The sequence below is a fragment of the Halorussus halobius genome, assembly GCF_004765805.1.
Lineage (GTDB): Archaea > Halobacteriota > Halobacteria > Halobacteriales > Haladaptataceae > Halorussus > Halorussus halobius.
Window position 1 is genome coordinate 163,701 of the sequence record NZ_SBIU01000003.1, and the last position, 13,982, is coordinate 177,682.

Genomic DNA, 13,982 nt, shown 5'->3' on the forward strand with positions numbered 1-13,982 from the left:
GGCGACGCCGAGCAGAGAACCTTAGTGGCGCGGCCCCGAAGCGCCGGCCATGACGGAAGTCGTCGTCGCGGGCGGCGGGCTGGCGGGACTGGTCGCCGCCCGCCGTCTCGCGGACGCGGGCGCGGAGGTCCGACTGTACGAGCGCCATCCCGAACTCGGGGGCCGCGTCCGGTCGCTCGAACGGGACGGATTCGTGCTCGACCGCGGGTTCCAGGTGCTGTTCACCGCCTACCCGGCGGCGCGGCGCGAACTCGACTTCGGCGGGCTCGACCTCCGGCAGTTCAAGCCCGGCGCGGTCGTCGCCAGGCCCGGCCACCGGTCGGTGCTGGCCGACCCGTTCCGCGACGTCGACGCCGCGCTCGAAACCCTGTTCAACCGGGACGTGACCCTCCGGGACAAGCTCGCGGTCTGGCGGCTCCGCCGGGAACTGGCCGCCGAGCCCATCGGCGCGATTCTGGCGGGGCGAGACGAGCCCACCCGGGAGTACCTCCGCGAGCGGGGGTTCTCCGAGCAGTTTTTGAGCAACTTCGCCGAGCCGTTCTACGGCGGTATCACGCTCGACCGGAGCCTCGCCACCTCCCGGAAGGTCTTCGAGTTCACGTTCAAGATGCTGACGGTCGGCGAGATAGCCGTACCGGCGCGCGGGATGGGCGCGATAACCGACCAGCTGGCCGACCGCGCCCGGGACGCCGGCGTCGAGGTCGCGACCGGCCGGACGGTCACCGAGGTCGGGGCGACCGCGGAGGGCGGTGCAATCGCGGCGGCCGGCACAGCCACGGCGGCCGCCCGGAATCCCGGGGACGGCGAGGTCGCGGTCGAACTCGGGCGGGAGACGACCACCGCCGACGCCGTCGTCGTGGCGACCGACCCCAAGCAGGCCCGGGAGTTGACGGGCGTGGCGGCGATTCCGACCGACGCGAAGGGGTGTGTGACGCAGTATCTCTCGTTCGACGGGGCGGAACTCGACGCTGGCCGGCGGCTCCTGCTGAACGCTGCCGGTACCGAGCCGTCGGGCGATTCCGAGACGACGGACGCGCCCGCCCCGAACCACGTCGCCCAGTTGTCGTCGGTCGCACCCGAGTACGCGCCCGACGACCGGAACCTGCTGAGCGCGACGTATCTGGGCGTGCCCGACGCGCCCGACGAGAACCTCGTCGAGCGCACGGCCCGAACCCTCGAATCGTGGTACCCCGAGCGCCGGCTGGACCTCGACCACCGCCACACCAGCCGAATCGAGTTCGGGCAGTTCGCCCAACCGCCGGGGATTCACGACGACCTCCCGGACGTGCGCGCGCCCGGCGGTCCGGTCTACCTCGCTGGCGAGTACACCGAGGCGTCGTCGCTGAACGCCGCGATGGAGAGCGGCCGGGCGGCGGCGACGGCGGTGGTCGAGGACCTCGGGCTGGAGTGACTGTCACCGTCCGCATCGACATCAGTCCCTTCCCACGACGTCAAAATCCCCCGTGTTCGATTCCGCTTCCGCTACGTCGGCACTCTCCCGCCTCTGGGACTCTCCCGCCTTTCCACGTCGGCGCGCGCCGGCGCGGTCCTCGTGACCGCGCCGAACGCGCGAGGGAGGGGCGCGCTCGTGCGCCCCGAGGCTGGGGAGGCGTGAGGCTCCCGCTGGGCGGTCGCGGTTGCGGTTACTCATCGGTCGAGGCAGACGCTAGCTTCGTGCTGTGGTCGAGGGCGGCGACTCCAGAAGGACGACGGTCACAACAGTCGCCGAAACTCCCCGAGCGGCGGGAACGACAGCGTCTCGCCGGCCTCCTCGTCCCACACGACGGGCCGGAGCGCGTCGGCGTCGGTCACGACCGGCGACTGGAAGTCGCCAGCCCCCATCCCGTTGACCACCGCGCCGGGCGCGAGTCGGGTGAACGCCGGGAGCACGAACACGTCCGCGCCCCGGTAGGCGTTCGGGCCGTACAGCAGACAGGGCCGGCGCGCGCCCTCGATTTCGATGGTCGGGTGGTCGTGACCGACGACGTACCGCGCCACAGCGTCCGCGCCGGGGCACTGTTCATCGATTCCCTCCGAGTCGCCGCCCTCCGAGTCGCCGCGCTGCGGGTCGACGCCCGCCGGGTCGGCGTGGCCGTGGTGGACCAGGGTGTCCCCGACCCGGTAGGCCTCGCACACCGGCACCTGCGGGCCGACGACGGAATCGAGCATCGAGTCGTGGTTGCCCCGGACCGCGACCGGCTCGGCCCCCGCGTCGGCGACGGTCTCGAACGCGGCCGCGAGCGTCTCGGCGACGCCGTCCGGAACGCGCTCGAACGCGTGGAGCAGGTCGCCAGCGAGGACGACCGTCGCCGGGTCGAAGGCCGCGAGCAGGTCGGCGAGTCGGTCGAGCAGGTCCGCGCGCTCGCCGACGGGCAGTTCGAGGGGCGAGGCCGCGTCCCGGCCCACGTGGAGGTCCGCCAGAACCAGCACGTCCTCGTCGGGCAGATACAGCCCCCGGTCGCGGAACCGGGCACCCGTCGGCGCGGCGTCGGCGGCCGTCGGTTCGGCGTCGGCGTCCATCGCCGCGAGGTTGGACCGGCCGGACCTTCGGGATTGCGGTCGGCTTCGGTTCCGAACTTCGTCCGTCCCGTGAAGGGTGGACGCCGACTCGCGGCCCGTCCCCGAACGCCGAGGTTTTTAACGCCGCGCCCGAGAGTCACAATCATGGCCGACGTGCTGGAGAACAAGCGGGCCGCGACCCGATTTCGCATCCTCGCGGAGATCGCCGAGCGCCAGCCCGCCGTGAGTCAGGGCGAGATCGCGGACGCGGTCGGCGTGACGAGCCAAGCCGTCAGCGAGTACATCCGGGCGCTGGTCGAGGACGGGCTGGTCGAGAAGGAGGGCCGGTCGCGGTACACCGTCACGATGGAGGGCGTCGACTGGCTCCTCCAGGCGGCCGGGGACGTGCGTCGGTACGCCGACCACGTCACCGAGGACGTCCTCGGGAGCGTCCAGGAGGACGCCGCCATCGCGTCCGACGACGTCGCGGAGGGCGACGCCGTGACGCTCTCGCTGGACGAGGGCCTGCTCCACGCCGCGCCCGGCGGTGAGGGGCCGGCGACCGGCGTGGCGACCACGGACGCCCGCGCGGGCGAGGACGTGAGCGTGACGGGCTTCGAAGGCATCATCGACTTCGACCCCGGCACCGTGACCGTGTTCCAGGTGCCGCCGGTGCGCTCGGGCGGGGCAGGCGCGGTCGACGCCGACAGGGTCGCCGACGCCTGCGAGTCGGCCGACCTCGTGGCCGCGACCGGGGTGGAGGCCGTGGTCGCGCTCCGGCGGGCCGACTGCGAACCGGCGACGACGTTCGCGGCCGGCGCGGTCGCCACCGAGGCCGCAGGTCGGGGCCTCGACGCGGTGGTCGTCGCCACCGCCGACGTCGTCGGCCGGGTCACCGACGCGCTCCGGGAGGGCAGCGTGGGCTACGAGGTCACCGAACTGGGGTGACGCCTCCCGGCCTGGCGCGACCGACTACGCGTCTTCCCCGGGTCCGTAACACCGAACGGCCCCGTTATCGAGCCCCGTGAATCCGAAGTACGCCCGCTCGCCGACGACGGTTATCGGAGTCGGGTCGTCGTCGTCCTCGAATTCGTCGACCCAGCGCTCGGCCCCGTCCTCGGTGGCAATCGCGTACAGCGTCTCGTTGTCGGTTCCAGCGTACACCGTCCCGCCCGCGACGGCCGGGGTCCGGAACGTCCCGATGGCACCGGTGTTCCACAGTTCCGTCCCGGCGGCGTCGTAACAGGCCAAATCCTTGTTCGCCGCCGCGAACACTCGGCCGTCCGCGACTGCGGGCGCTCCCGTCCCCTCGTCTCCGTTCGACCAGAGCGAGCGACCGGTGTCGGCGTCGAACGCCCGCACCGCCGCGTCGTCGGTCGCAACGAACACCGTTCCGTCGGCGACCGTCGGCGGAAAAGTCATCTTCGCGGCGTCCGTGCGCCAGTTCTCCGACCCGTCGGCCGCGTCGAGTGCCGCGAGGCCGCCGCCGGTCTCACCCACGTACGCGGTCCCGGAGTCGACGGCGACGCCGGTCGCTCCATCGGTCTCGACCGGCGTCGTCCAGCGTTCGTCGCCGGTGTCGGCGTCGAACGCCTGCACCGCCGCCTCGTCACCGTCGAAGGTCTCGCTGGTGCCGACGTAGACGGCTCCGTTCGCGACTACCGGCGAGTTGACGCTCCCTCCGCCCGCCAGGTCGGCCGTCCACGCGGTTTCCCCCGAGTCGAGCGCGACCGCGTAAAGCTTGCTTGCTGCGTCCGTGACGTACGCCGTCCCGTCGGCGATAGCTGCGGAAACGTTGACCGAGCCGTCGGTGGCGTACTGCCAGCGCTCGTCGCCCGTCTCGGCGTCCAGCGCGTATAACACGCTCGAGTGCGACGTCACGAGCAGCGTCTCGCCGGCGAGCGTCGGTTGGGCCGGCGATAGGTCGTAGGTGAGTTCGGCGCGCCATCGCTCGTCGAACCCCTCGCGGGGTCCCTCGGCGTTCGGATTCGACCCGGTGTTGGCCGCGTCGTACTGGAACGACGGCCACGAGGCGTCGCCCCCGTCGCCGGTCGCCGTGGTCTCGTCTTCCGTCGTCGGCTCGTCGGTCGTCGATTCGTCGGCCGTCCCCTCGTCGTCGGGGGTTGGCGTGGTTTCGGTCGTCGCGTCGGTCCGGGCCGTCCGAGCGGACGAGTCGTCCTCGTCCGACCCCGTACAGCCCGCCAGGCCACCCAAGGCGGTCGTGAGCCCGAGCGCGATGACGTGGCGTCGACCCTCTCTCATTACCCCACGTACTTTTCTCAATATACAAGTATCTGACTGTCTCAGCGGTTTGCAACCCGGATTTCGGGCGGGCGGTGCGTCGGACCCTCCGCGATCTAGCTCGCCCGGTTCTTGGCCGCGGTGTACGCCTCCCGGACCCGCTGGAACTCCTCGCGGTCGCCGCCGTGGTCGGGATGGACCTCCTTGACCCGCTCGCGGTAGGCGCGCTTGACCTCCGAGCGGGTCGCGCCCCGGGGGACGCCCAGAATCGCGAACGCGGCGTCCGCGGGGTCGACGCGGTCCTCGTCGTCCGCCTCGGAGAGGTCGGGCGTCTCGAACGGTAACCGGTCGCCCAGATGCAGTCCCGGCATCTCGTGTTCGACCAGGACCGCGTAGGTGGGCGAGCGCTGGATGCGGAAGTACGCCCGCGCGTCGAAGGTGATGGCCACGTCGCGCTTCGGGAGGTAGAACGCGACGTGCTGGCCCTCGACGAAGTGGTCCTCGGCGAACTCCTCGCCGACGGTCGAGAGGTACTCGCGTATCTCGACGCGGCGTCGGCCCTCGCCCGTGGAGTAGGTGGCGTTCGGCGTGCCGTCGGGGACCAACCGCGCCCCGGCGACGAAGATGGCCGCGATGAGGACGCCGACGCCGGCCGACAGCCAGAGGCCGACCACCAGCCATTCCGGCAACACGCGCGGCGGTACGCGCCGTGCGGTAAAGAATCCCTCGCCGGTCGCGTCCGGCAGTTTTCGTGAGACGATACCAACATTAATGTTGGTCGACCAAGATACGTCGAACGGTAGATATCATCCAGCGCTATCATCACGACAAATGACAGTCGAGGACCAAGGCGCGGACTACGACTCGCGACTCGACCCCGGCCAGATACACAACGTCCTTCGGAACGACCGGCGTCGGCGAGCCATAAAGCACCTCAGGCGCTCCGAACAGCCGGTCTCCGTCGATGCGCTGTCAGAACACATCGCGTCGGTCGAGACTGGCGAGTCCCCGCCGCCCCGAGACGTCCGCAAGAGCGTGTACGTGTCACTTCATCAGACACATCTCCCGAAGTTAGACGAACTCGACATAATCGAGTACGACCAGCGCGACCAGCAGATAGCCCTCCGGGACCGGGCCGAGGAGGTGGAGGTGTACATGGAGGTGGTCCCGAACGAGGACATCTCGTGGGCGACCTACTACCTCGGTCTCAGCGTCCTCGGCGTGGTCAGCCTCCTCGCCGTGCGGTTCGAACTCCTCTTTCTGTCGTCGTTCGACGTGGAGTTCTGGGCGTGGTACTTCCTCGTGCTGGTCGGGGTCTCGGCGCTGTACCACAGTTACGCCGAGCGCAAGCACCGGCTGTTCGGCGACTGAGCGCGGCGCTCGGTCCCGTCCGCCACCGCCGGGCGTGACCTCGCCGGCCGGCGGTCGGGGCCCGCTCCGACACCGAGACACCACGCTTTTCCACCCGGGTCGCTAACTCCTCGCCATGGCAGACGACGAGTCCACCGAGAGCGAGCCCGAGACCGAGTCCGAATCCGGCGACGACGGCGAGGAGAAGTCGTTCCGCGAGCGCGTCGAGGAGATTCGCGAACAGCGCGCCGAGGAGGGCGACGGCGACGGCGAGGACCGCCGCGAGAAGATGGAAGAGATGATGGGCGGCGGCGGGCCCGGCGGCATGGGCGGGGGCAACCCCTTCGCCCAGATGATGGGCGGCATGATGGGCGGCGGCGGGCCCGGCGGCATGGGCGGCGGGCCCGGCGGCCCCGGCGGTCGCCCCGGCGAGAGCGAGAGCGCCGGCGACGAGGAACTCGTCCGCGAGGTCCGACAGCTCCGCGACGAGGTCCGCGACGCGACGCGGCAACTCCAGCGCATCGCCGACGCGGTCGAAGACCTCGACTGACGCCGGTCGCGTTCTGTCGTCTTTCGTCCGGCCGACGTCGCACGGGTTTCCGGAGCCGTAGCCTTATTACCCCGACCCCAGCTATTTCGGTTCGTAACAGTGTCCGAGTCGAGCGGCGGGTCGCTCCGCCTCTTCGGAAACCGGGAGTTCCTCGCGCTGGCCAGCACCGCGTTCGCGCGGAGTCAGGCCTACTCGACCATCATCATCGCGCTGGCGCTGTACGCCGACATGTTCGACACGACCGGGACGGTCGAGGGACTGTTCGGCACGGCGTTCGCGGCGGCCCAGTTGCTCATCGTCCTGCCGCTGGGCCGGTACGTCGACCTCCGCAACTCCAAGCGGCTCCTGCTGGCGGGGCTGGTCGTCAACGTCGGCGTGTTCGTTGGCTTCACGCAGGTCTCGTCGGTCGGCCACGTCATCCTGCTCCGGATGGTCCAGGGGCTGGGCGCGAGCGTCCTCTGGATAACCGGGATGACGGTGGTCGGCGAGATAAGCCCGGACGAGTCCCGGGGACTGTGGATCGGCACGTACAATCAGGTCGGCGCGTTCTCCAGCCTGTTCGGCGACGTGTTCGGCGGGCTCATGCTGTTCCTCTACGGGTTCGAGCTCACGTACGCCCTGCTGTCGGCGTTCACCGTCGGCGCGTTCGTCGCGGTGCTGGCCGCGCTCCGCGACGACCCCGGCGGCACCGCCGACCCAGAGGACGCCTCCGGCATCGAGACCATCCGCGAGCTGCTGGGGCGGCGCGCCATCCAGGCGCTCGTCTTCTTCCGCGGGTCGTTCAGCGTGGGCAAGATGGCGGTCATCATCTTCCTCCCCATCTACGCCCGGACCGGGTTCGGCATCAACGCCTTCCTCATCGGCGGCATCATGGCGGGGGGCAAGCTCACCAAGTCGCTCACGCAGGGCTGGGTCGGCGACCTCACCGACAGGGTCGGCAAGCGCGAGCGGTTCATCCTCGCGGGCGCGCTCGTGTACGCGGTCGGGGTCGCGCTCATCCCGCTGGCCGGCTTCGCGGAGGGGCACGTCCCCGGGGTGACCGTCGCGGCGTTCGGCGAGCAGATGGCGCTGCCCGGGGCCTTCTTCGTCCTCTTTGGGGCCTACGCGGTGCTGGGCATCGGCGACAGTCTCCGGCTCCCCGCGAGCATGGGGCTGTTCGTCGAGGAGGGCGAGTACTTCGACGCGGTGGGGTCGAGCCTCTCGCTGCGCTCCATCGCGTGGAAGGTCGGACAGGTCGGCGGCCCCGTCCTGGTCGGGGCCATCTGGGACGCCACGTCGGTCCTCGTGGCGTTCTGGACCGCCGCGGCCTTCATCGTCGCCTCGACCGGCGTGTTCGCGTACCTGTTCAGGGTCGAGTCCGCGCCGGACCACGTCGCTTCCCCGGCCGACGACTGAGCGGCCGACGACCCGGCGAGGTCCGCGAACCGAAAGAGAGGGCGACCGATTACGACACCGCGACTTCGTCCGCACGCTTGATTATCTCGACGTCCTCGGCGTCGACGGACTCGACTTCGAGCCAGTGGGGCACGTAGTTGCGCCGCTCGAAGTCGTCGCGCTCGTCCTCGGTGCCGATGGTACACCACAGCTGGGGCTCGTCGGGGCCGTGCCAGTCGCCCTGCCGGTTGATGGAGAAGCAGACGCGCTCGCCGCCGTCGTACTCGATGACGGCGTTCTTCCGGATACCCGGGTTGCCGTGGATGATGAGCTGCTTCATGCCCGGTGGTTCGGAAGGCCGGCGTTTAAGCGCTTCGGGAACGCCCGAGGCCGGTCTCGGCGGTCGACGCGGTGACCGGACGTCCCGCCGACGCTCACCGGACGAACGCCTCGATGGCGTCGGCGACCGACTCCTCGCGACGGTCGACCCGGCGCTCGTAACACTCCGAGCAGACCAGTCCCGGCTCGCCGACCGGCGTTCGGTCGGGGTCGCTTCGCTCGGGGGCGAACGAGTAGCCACAGTCCGCGCAGACGAGGAGGTCGTCGGCGGGCACGAGCAGGCCGCGGAGCGACCCGTACGCCGTCTCTCCGGACAGCAGGTCGTCGGGCGCGGGGTCGTCGGGCCACCGGGGCGTCGACGCGAGTCGGTCGGCGTGGGCGTTCGCGAGGTGGGTGCCACCGGCCTCGCGGACGCGCTGTCGGGCCGCCTCGCTGTCCTCGCCCCTGCCGTGGATGCGGTGTCCGCAGAGGGCACACTCGAAGCGATGTTCGACGGTCATGCGGACTCCGGCGGGCGAGGGCCGCTGTCCGTCGCTCCGGTCGGCGTCCCGCCGTCGCCCGGCCGGCCCGCGGGGCCGCCGCCCGGCGTGGCGGCCGACCGCGCGCTCGCCATCCGGGCGCGAGTCGGATTCGTGGGCGTCGGCTGCGCGATACCGTCGCGTGCGTGTCGGGGGCGTGGAACGTCGTGGGCGTGCATGCGTCGTTGTCCTCCCGCTGGCGGGTCGTCGGGCCACACCACCGCGTCCCCGCCGCGTTCGGTACGTCGTACGTCTGCGGGAGCTACCTTAAAATCGCTCCACCCGAAGCGGAAGTAAAACTGGGTCCGGCCGCCGCGGCTGTTCGGAACCAAACGGGTTTTAAGCCCCGTGGCCCTACGTAGCGACAAGGTAGATATCTATGGAGATGCCACGACGCTTCAACACGTACTGCCCTCACTGCAACCAGCACGAGGAACACGAGGTCCAGAAGGTCCGGACCGGGCGCTCGTCCGGCATGAAGTGGGACCAGCGCAAGCAGCGCGAGGGTTCGAAAGGCATCGGCAACCGGGGTCGGTTCTCGAAGGTGCCCGGCGGCGACAAGCCCACCAAGAAGACCGACCTGAAGTACCTGTGCGGCAACTGCGGCAAGGCCCACCTCCGCGAGGGATGGCGCGCCGGCCGACTCGAACTCACCGACTGAAACCATGGCAGGCAACTTCTACACCGTCCAGTGTCCCGACTGTGACAACGAACAGACCGTCTTCGACAAGGCCGCCAGCGAGGTCGCCTGCGCTGTCTGTGGCGCGACGCTGGCTCGCGCGACCGGCGGCAAGGCCGAATTCGAGGGCGAAGTGACCGACACCGTCCAAGCGCGATGAAGTTCAGCGGCTGGCCCGACCCCGGCGAACTCGTCGTGGGCAAGATCGACGAGATAGAGGACTTCGGCGTGTTCGTCGACCTCTCGGAGTACGAGGACAAGCGCGGGCTCGTCCATGTCAGCGAGGTCGCGAGCGGATGGATAAAGAACATCCGCGACCACGTCAGCGAGGGCCAGACGGTCGTCGCCAAGGTGCTGGAGGTCGACGAGGACTCCCAGCAGATAGACCTCTCGCTCAAGGACGTCAACGACCACCAGCGCTCGGACAAAATCCAGGACTGGAAGAACGAGCAGAAGGCCGACAACTGGATGGAACTGGCGTTCGGCGAGGACCTCGACGACGAGACGTACACCCGCGTCGCCAACGAGATGCTGGCGTCGTTCGGCGGCCTCTACGGCGGCTTCGAGCAGGCCGCCATCCACGGCCCGGAGGCGCTCGACGAGACCGACCTCGACGACGAGGAAACCGAGCGGATAGTCGAGACGGCCCGCGAGAACGTCTCGGTGCCGTACGTCACGGTCACCGGCTACGTGGACCTCGAAAGTGCGGCGAGCGGTGGCGTCGACGACATCAAGGAGGCCCTGCAGGCCGCCGAGGGCAACGGCGACATCCCCGACGAGGTCGAACTCGACGTGACCTACGTGGGTGCGCCCGAGTACCGCATTCGGGTGCGTGCGCCCAACTACAAGACCGCCGAGTCCCAGTTAGAGGAGAGCGCGGCCCGCGCCGAGGACGCCATCGAGTCGGTCGGCGGCTCCGGACAGTTCCACCGCGAGCGCCGGACCGACGACGAGTGACCCGCCGCCCGCGACCCGGACGATGAAGTCCGACATTCTGGTCTGCTCGGCGTGGCGCGACCGACACGACCGCCCCGTCTACACGCTGGCCGACTCCTGTCCGGCGTGTGGAGCCGACGCGGTCAACAGCGCGCCAGCCCCGTTCAATCCCGCCGATCCTTACGGCGAGTACCGACGGGCACTTAAGGAACGCGACCGGCAGTGACTACCATGAACGAGATAACCGTCGATGCGGTCGCCGACCCCGAGCTCCGAGACCCCGTGTTCGTCGAGGGACTACCGGGCGTCGGTCACGTGGGAAAGCTCGCCGTCGAACACCTGCTCGAGGAGTTCGACAGCGAACTGGTGCGTCGCGTCTACTCCGAGCACCTTCCGCCCCAGGTCGTCCTTCAGGACGACGGGACGACCCAGTTGTCCTGCGTCGAGGTCCACGCCGTAGCACTCGACGACCGCGACCTCCTGGTGCTGACCGGCGACCACCAGGCGAGCGAGGGCCCGGGCCACTACCGGCTCGCCGAGGCGTTCCTCGATATCGCCGAGGCGTTCGACGTCGAGACCGTCTACGCGCTGGGCGGCGTGCCGACCGGCGAGCTCATGGACGAGTACGCCGTCCTCGGGGCGACCAACGACGCCGACTTCGTCTCGGAGCTGTCCGAGGTCGGCGTGGAGTTTCGCGACGAGGACCCGGCCGGCGGTATCGTCGGCACGAGCGGCCTGCTGCTGGGTCTGGGCGAGCGCCGCGGGCTCCGCGCGGCCTGCCTGATGGGCGAGACCAGCGGCTACCTCGTCGACCCCAAGAGCGCCCGCGCCGTCCTGGAAGTGCTCGAGGAGATGCTTGGGTTCGAGGTCGACTTCGAGTCGCTCGAAGAGCGGGCCGAGGAGATGGAGGACGTCGCCAACAAGATTCAGGAGATGGAGAACCAGCAGTCCGGCATGCCCTCCGAAGAGGACCTGCGGTACATCGGATAGCCGCCGACTGAGGAGTCGGACAGCCGGCGGCCCCGTTCGGCCCCCGCTCGACCGACTCGCGAGATGCGCCTGGGGTCGGGGCGCGCGGGTCGCCGCCGCCCGGCGCGAAGGGTTGGGTTTTTAATCGCCCCCTCCGTGGCGGTTCGTATGCGCGTCGCGTTCGTCTCGGAGACGGTGGCTCAACACCGCGAGACGGGGGTAACGCGACGGCTCCGCCGGACCGCCGAGGGCCTCGCGGCGCGGGGCCACGACGCGGTCGTCTGCTGTGCGCAGTGGTGGGAAGGCGACCACGAGACGTTCGAGCAGAACGACGTGACCTACCGGCGGGTCACCGAGGAAGCGCCCCGCGAGTCGCGCCGGTTCGCGCTCGCGCTCCCGGCCGTCCTCCGGGCGGCCGACCCCGACGTGATTCAGGCCACCGCCGCCGTCCCGAGCCACGTCCTCGCCGCCAAGCTCGCCGGCGTCGTCCTCCGCGCGCCCCTCGTGGTCGACTGGTACGCCTCGCCCGACGCGGGCGACGCCGACGACCCCCTGTGGCGACTCGCGGCCACGCTCCCGGAACTCGTCCTCGCCCCCTCCGAGACCGTCAAGACCCGCGTCCGTGAACTCGGCGCGGCCGACGACGCGGTCAGGGTCGTCCCGAACGGCATCGACCTCGACGCCGTGCGGGCGGCCGAACCGCGAGACGTCGCCGACGTGGTCTACTCCCGGCGGCTCGACGAGGACGCCAACCTCGAAAGCCTGTTGCTCGCGCTGGCGGAGTTGCGAGACCACGACTGGTCGGCGCTGGTCGTCGGCGACGGCCCCGAGCGCGGGACCTACGAGCGACAGGTCCGGGACCTCCGCATCGACGACCGGGTGTCGTTCGCGGGCGACCTGCCGCTCGACGACCGGCTCTCGGCGTTCAAGGGCGCGCACGTCTACGCCCAGACCGCCCGCCGGGAGGCGTTCCCGACCGACATGCTCCGGGCGCTGGCGTGTGGCTGTGCCGGCGTGGTCGAGTACCACGTCGGGTCGAGCGCCCACGAACTGGTCGAGCGCGAGGACCGCGCGTTCCGGACCACCAGCGAGCAGGAGTTGACCGAAGCGCTGGTGGCCGCCAGCGAGATGGAGCGGCTCGACTACAACGAGAACTTCGCGGCGTACGACGAGCGCGAGGTGCTGGACACGTATCTGGACTGCTACCGCGAGGCCATCGACCGGATGGGCGTGGTCGAACTGGCTGCGGTCGCGGGCGTCGTGGTGGTCGCCGTGGCGCTGGTCGCGCTTCTCGTCGTGGGGTTGTGAGGGAGGTTCCGTCGGCGGCGGACCCGGCTTCCGGTCGTCACCCGCCACACTGCAGGACGGTCACTGCGTTTTGCGACGCACTGAGATATCGTCCGGGCTCCCCGCAGTCGACCTCCCGAATCGCCTCCACGCGCTCGTAATCGTAGACCGCGTCGTACGTCTCGACGAACTCGGCCCGCTCGCTCGCGTTTTGCCAGGTCACCCGCCACGAGACGACGGTCGAGTTGTCCGCGCGGTAGTGGTCCAGCCGGTCGTTCGTCCAGCCCGCTGCTGCGGCGGCCGCGCGTTCGGCACTCACACCGTTAGTTCTGAACGTCCCCCGGAGGAATAGTTCACCGACGCGGTCGGACTTGACGTGTTCGACCGAATCTATCGATAGATTTGGACGTTCGGGCAGTCTAACTACGTCGATTTCCCGATTGGGGTGAAGGATTTGTGCTGTCGAATTGGGCGTACTAGTTTCGGGTATCGACCGCTGGTTGGTCTGGACGCTGTAACGGTAGCCCGAGGAGTACGCAGACTGGACCACTCGCCGTTTCCAGTTCGACTCGTTCGCATCCAATACTGAGACGTTCAAGTGACCGCCATACCGTTCGACGTACCTGTCGGCGACGTACAGCGAGACGCCGTTTGCGAGGGCCTGTTGGGAGAGTAATCCATCGGTTGTCTGCGGCGGAGTTGCCTGTTCGTTTCTAGGAACGTCATCGGGAATTTCTGCCGGTATCCTGCTTGCGTCACTTAGTTCGTGAGCGACGAGACCCTCGTACGAAATCCACGAAACGTTCTCGACCACACTTTCGTTCGCGAGAAATATCTCCACCGGCCCGCCGTTCAGTGATACCGACGTGTGGCCGAGTGACGACCGCACCCGTGAGTTCGGCGTCACGTCGAGTCCGAAGAACGAGAGGCCCGGTTCCCCAATTCGGGCGAACTGTCCCTGATTCGGTGTCGTGTCGATTCCACCTTCTTCCCGTTCGACGCACATCGACACGTTCCGCTCCAACTGGGTCCCCTTTATCTCCTCGACGCGAGCGGCCATCCGTTCGTAGTCGTAGCTCGGGAGGGAGTCGCACGTCTCGATGTCGACGTTCGGCTCATCGGCTTCGGGTGGCGTGACTTCGACCGCGTGGAGGGCTCCAAGCGCGAGGACCAGTATCGCAGCGGCTATTAGCCATCCTCGAACATTCATACGGCCAACAAATACTGCTCCAGCACATAT

Annotated in this window: 17 protein-coding genes; 11 read left to right on the forward strand and 6 right to left on the reverse strand. The window is 69.4% G+C overall.

What is annotated here, in order from left to right; all coding sequences use genetic code 11:
• Positions 1 to 49 precede the first annotated feature (49 nt).
• On the forward strand, positions 50 to 1,411 hold the full coding sequence (locus EPL03_RS07530; RefSeq protein ID WP_135828739.1) for an NAD(P)/FAD-dependent oxidoreductase: 1,362 nt from the start codon (positions 50 to 52) through the stop codon (positions 1,409 to 1,411).
• 302 nt (positions 1,412 to 1,713) lie between these two features.
• On the opposite strand, the gene EPL03_RS07535 is transcribed toward EPL03_RS07530, so the two are convergent.
• Positions 1,714 to 2,520, reverse strand: coding sequence for a metallophosphoesterase (locus EPL03_RS07535; RefSeq protein WP_135828740.1), 807 nt, complete (start codon positions 2,518 to 2,520; stop codon positions 1,714 to 1,716).
• Between the two features lie 144 nt (positions 2,521 to 2,664).
• On the opposite strand from EPL03_RS07535, the gene EPL03_RS07540 reads away from it, so the two are divergent.
• Positions 2,665 to 3,447, forward strand: coding sequence for a DUF7839 domain-containing protein (locus tag EPL03_RS07540; protein ID WP_135828741.1), 783 nt, complete (start codon positions 2,665 to 2,667; stop codon positions 3,445 to 3,447).
• A 24-nt stretch (positions 3,448 to 3,471) separates the two neighbouring features.
• Here EPL03_RS07540 and EPL03_RS07545 read toward each other — a convergent pair whose 3' ends face one another.
• Together EPL03_RS07545 and EPL03_RS07550 are read right to left on the reverse strand one after the other, a co-directional pair.
• Positions 3,472 to 4,761, reverse strand: a complete 1,290-nt coding sequence (locus tag EPL03_RS07545) for an outer membrane protein assembly factor BamB family protein (protein WP_135828742.1) — start codon at positions 4,759 to 4,761, stop codon at positions 3,472 to 3,474.
• 95 nt (positions 4,762 to 4,856) lie between these two features.
• On the reverse strand, positions 4,857 to 5,429 hold the full coding sequence (locus EPL03_RS07550) for a J domain-containing protein (protein WP_135828743.1): 573 nt from the start codon (positions 5,427 to 5,429) through the stop codon (positions 4,857 to 4,859).
• 142 nt (positions 5,430 to 5,571) lie between these two features.
• On the opposite strand from EPL03_RS07550, the gene EPL03_RS07555 reads away from it, so the two are divergent.
• The 3 genes from EPL03_RS07555 (at position 5,572) to EPL03_RS07565 (ending at position 8,035) form a co-directional block, all read left to right on the forward strand.
• Entirely contained in the window at positions 5,572 to 6,111 is a 540-nt protein-coding gene (locus tag EPL03_RS07555; protein WP_135828744.1) for a DUF7344 domain-containing protein, read from the forward strand.
• Positions 6,112 to 6,226: 115 nt separating this feature from the next.
• Complete coding sequence (locus tag EPL03_RS07560) at positions 6,227 to 6,640, forward strand: hypothetical protein (RefSeq protein WP_135828745.1); 414 nt, start codon at positions 6,227 to 6,229, stop codon at positions 6,638 to 6,640.
• A gap of 99 nt (positions 6,641 to 6,739) precedes the next feature.
• Positions 6,740 to 8,035 carry an MFS transporter gene (locus EPL03_RS07565; RefSeq protein WP_135828746.1) on the forward strand — a complete coding sequence of 432 codons (1,296 nt, stop codon included), beginning with the start codon at positions 6,740 to 6,742 and terminating at the stop codon, positions 8,033 to 8,035.
• A 49-nt stretch (positions 8,036 to 8,084) separates the two neighbouring features.
• On the opposite strand, the gene EPL03_RS07570 is transcribed toward EPL03_RS07565, so the two are convergent.
• A complete protein-coding gene (locus tag EPL03_RS07570) occupies positions 8,085 to 8,354 on the reverse strand; it encodes an HAH_0734 family protein (RefSeq protein WP_135828747.1) in 270 nt (89 codons plus the stop codon).
• A gap of 94 nt (positions 8,355 to 8,448) precedes the next feature.
• Entirely contained in the window at positions 8,449 to 8,853 is a 405-nt protein-coding gene (locus EPL03_RS07575) for a hypothetical protein (RefSeq protein ID WP_135828748.1), read from the reverse strand.
• Between the two features lie 397 nt (positions 8,854 to 9,250).
• Here EPL03_RS07575 and EPL03_RS07580 point away from each other — a divergent pair, with 397 nt between their 5' ends.
• From EPL03_RS07580 to EPL03_RS07605, 6 genes are all read left to right on the forward strand, one after another.
• Positions 9,251 to 9,532 (forward strand): 50S ribosomal protein L44e, encoded by a 282-nt coding sequence (locus EPL03_RS07580; protein ID WP_135828749.1) that lies wholly within the window; start codon positions 9,251 to 9,253, stop codon positions 9,530 to 9,532.
• A 4-nt stretch (positions 9,533 to 9,536) separates the two neighbouring features.
• Positions 9,537 to 9,710, forward strand: coding sequence for a 30S ribosomal protein S27e (locus EPL03_RS07585; protein ID WP_135828750.1), 174 nt, complete (start codon positions 9,537 to 9,539; stop codon positions 9,708 to 9,710).
• On the forward strand, positions 9,707 to 10,507 hold the full coding sequence (locus EPL03_RS07590) for a translation initiation factor IF-2 subunit alpha (protein WP_135828751.1): 801 nt from the start codon (positions 9,707 to 9,709) through the stop codon (positions 10,505 to 10,507). The genes EPL03_RS07585 and EPL03_RS07590 overlap by 4 nt, the downstream gene beginning before the upstream one ends.
• A gap of 22 nt (positions 10,508 to 10,529) precedes the next feature.
• Positions 10,530 to 10,712 carry an RNA-protein complex protein Nop10 gene (locus tag EPL03_RS07595; protein WP_135828752.1) on the forward strand — a complete coding sequence of 61 codons (183 nt, stop codon included), beginning with the start codon at positions 10,530 to 10,532 and terminating at the stop codon, positions 10,710 to 10,712.
• 5 nt (positions 10,713 to 10,717) lie between these two features.
• Positions 10,718 to 11,476 (forward strand): proteasome assembly chaperone family protein, encoded by a 759-nt coding sequence (locus EPL03_RS07600; RefSeq protein WP_135828753.1) that lies wholly within the window; start codon positions 10,718 to 10,720, stop codon positions 11,474 to 11,476.
• Between the two features lie 147 nt (positions 11,477 to 11,623).
• Positions 11,624 to 12,763 carry a glycosyltransferase family 4 protein gene (locus tag EPL03_RS07605; RefSeq protein WP_135828754.1) on the forward strand — a complete coding sequence of 380 codons (1,140 nt, stop codon included), beginning with the start codon at positions 11,624 to 11,626 and terminating at the stop codon, positions 12,761 to 12,763.
• Positions 12,764 to 12,800: 37 nt separating this feature from the next.
• On the opposite strand, the gene EPL03_RS07610 is transcribed toward EPL03_RS07605, so the two are convergent.
• On the reverse strand, positions 12,801 to 13,802 hold the full coding sequence (locus EPL03_RS07610; RefSeq protein ID WP_135828755.1) for a hypothetical protein: 1,002 nt from the start codon (positions 13,800 to 13,802) through the stop codon (positions 12,801 to 12,803).
• Between the last annotated feature and the right edge of the window lie 180 nt (positions 13,803 to 13,982).

Bases quoted from the DNA above. Each gene is read 5' to 3' on its own strand.
- EPL03_RS07530 (WP_135828739.1), top strand. From the start codon at position 50: ATGACGGAAGTCGTCGTCGCGGGCGGCGGGCTGGCGGGACTGGTCGCC.
- EPL03_RS07535 (WP_135828740.1), bottom strand. From the start codon at position 2,520: ATGGACGCCGACGCCGAACCGACGGCCGCCGACGCCGCGCCGACGGGT.
- EPL03_RS07540 (WP_135828741.1), top strand. From the start codon at position 2,665: ATGGCCGACGTGCTGGAGAACAAGCGGGCCGCGACCCGATTTCGCATC.
- EPL03_RS07545 (WP_135828742.1), bottom strand. From the start codon at position 4,761: ATGAGAGAGGGTCGACGCCACGTCATCGCGCTCGGGCTCACGACCGCC.
- EPL03_RS07555 (WP_135828744.1), top strand. From the start codon at position 5,572: ATGACAGTCGAGGACCAAGGCGCGGACTACGACTCGCGACTCGACCCC.
- EPL03_RS07560 (WP_135828745.1), top strand. From the start codon at position 6,227: ATGGCAGACGACGAGTCCACCGAGAGCGAGCCCGAGACCGAGTCCGAA.
- EPL03_RS07570 (WP_135828747.1), bottom strand. From the start codon at position 8,354: ATGAAGCAGCTCATCATCCACGGCAACCCGGGTATCCGGAAGAACGCC.
- EPL03_RS07575 (WP_135828748.1), bottom strand. From the start codon at position 8,853: ATGACCGTCGAACATCGCTTCGAGTGTGCCCTCTGCGGACACCGCATC.
- EPL03_RS07580 (WP_135828749.1), top strand. From the start codon at position 9,251: ATGGAGATGCCACGACGCTTCAACACGTACTGCCCTCACTGCAACCAG.
- EPL03_RS07585 (WP_135828750.1), top strand. From the start codon at position 9,537: ATGGCAGGCAACTTCTACACCGTCCAGTGTCCCGACTGTGACAACGAA.
- EPL03_RS07590 (WP_135828751.1), top strand. From the start codon at position 9,707: ATGAAGTTCAGCGGCTGGCCCGACCCCGGCGAACTCGTCGTGGGCAAG.
- EPL03_RS07595 (WP_135828752.1), top strand. From the start codon at position 10,530: ATGAAGTCCGACATTCTGGTCTGCTCGGCGTGGCGCGACCGACACGAC.
- EPL03_RS07600 (WP_135828753.1), top strand. From the start codon at position 10,718: ATGAACGAGATAACCGTCGATGCGGTCGCCGACCCCGAGCTCCGAGAC.
- EPL03_RS07605 (WP_135828754.1), top strand. From the start codon at position 11,624: ATGCGCGTCGCGTTCGTCTCGGAGACGGTGGCTCAACACCGCGAGACG.
- EPL03_RS07610 (WP_135828755.1), bottom strand. From the start codon at position 13,802: ATGGCCGCTCGCGTCGAGGAGATAAAGGGGACCCAGTTGGAGCGGAAC.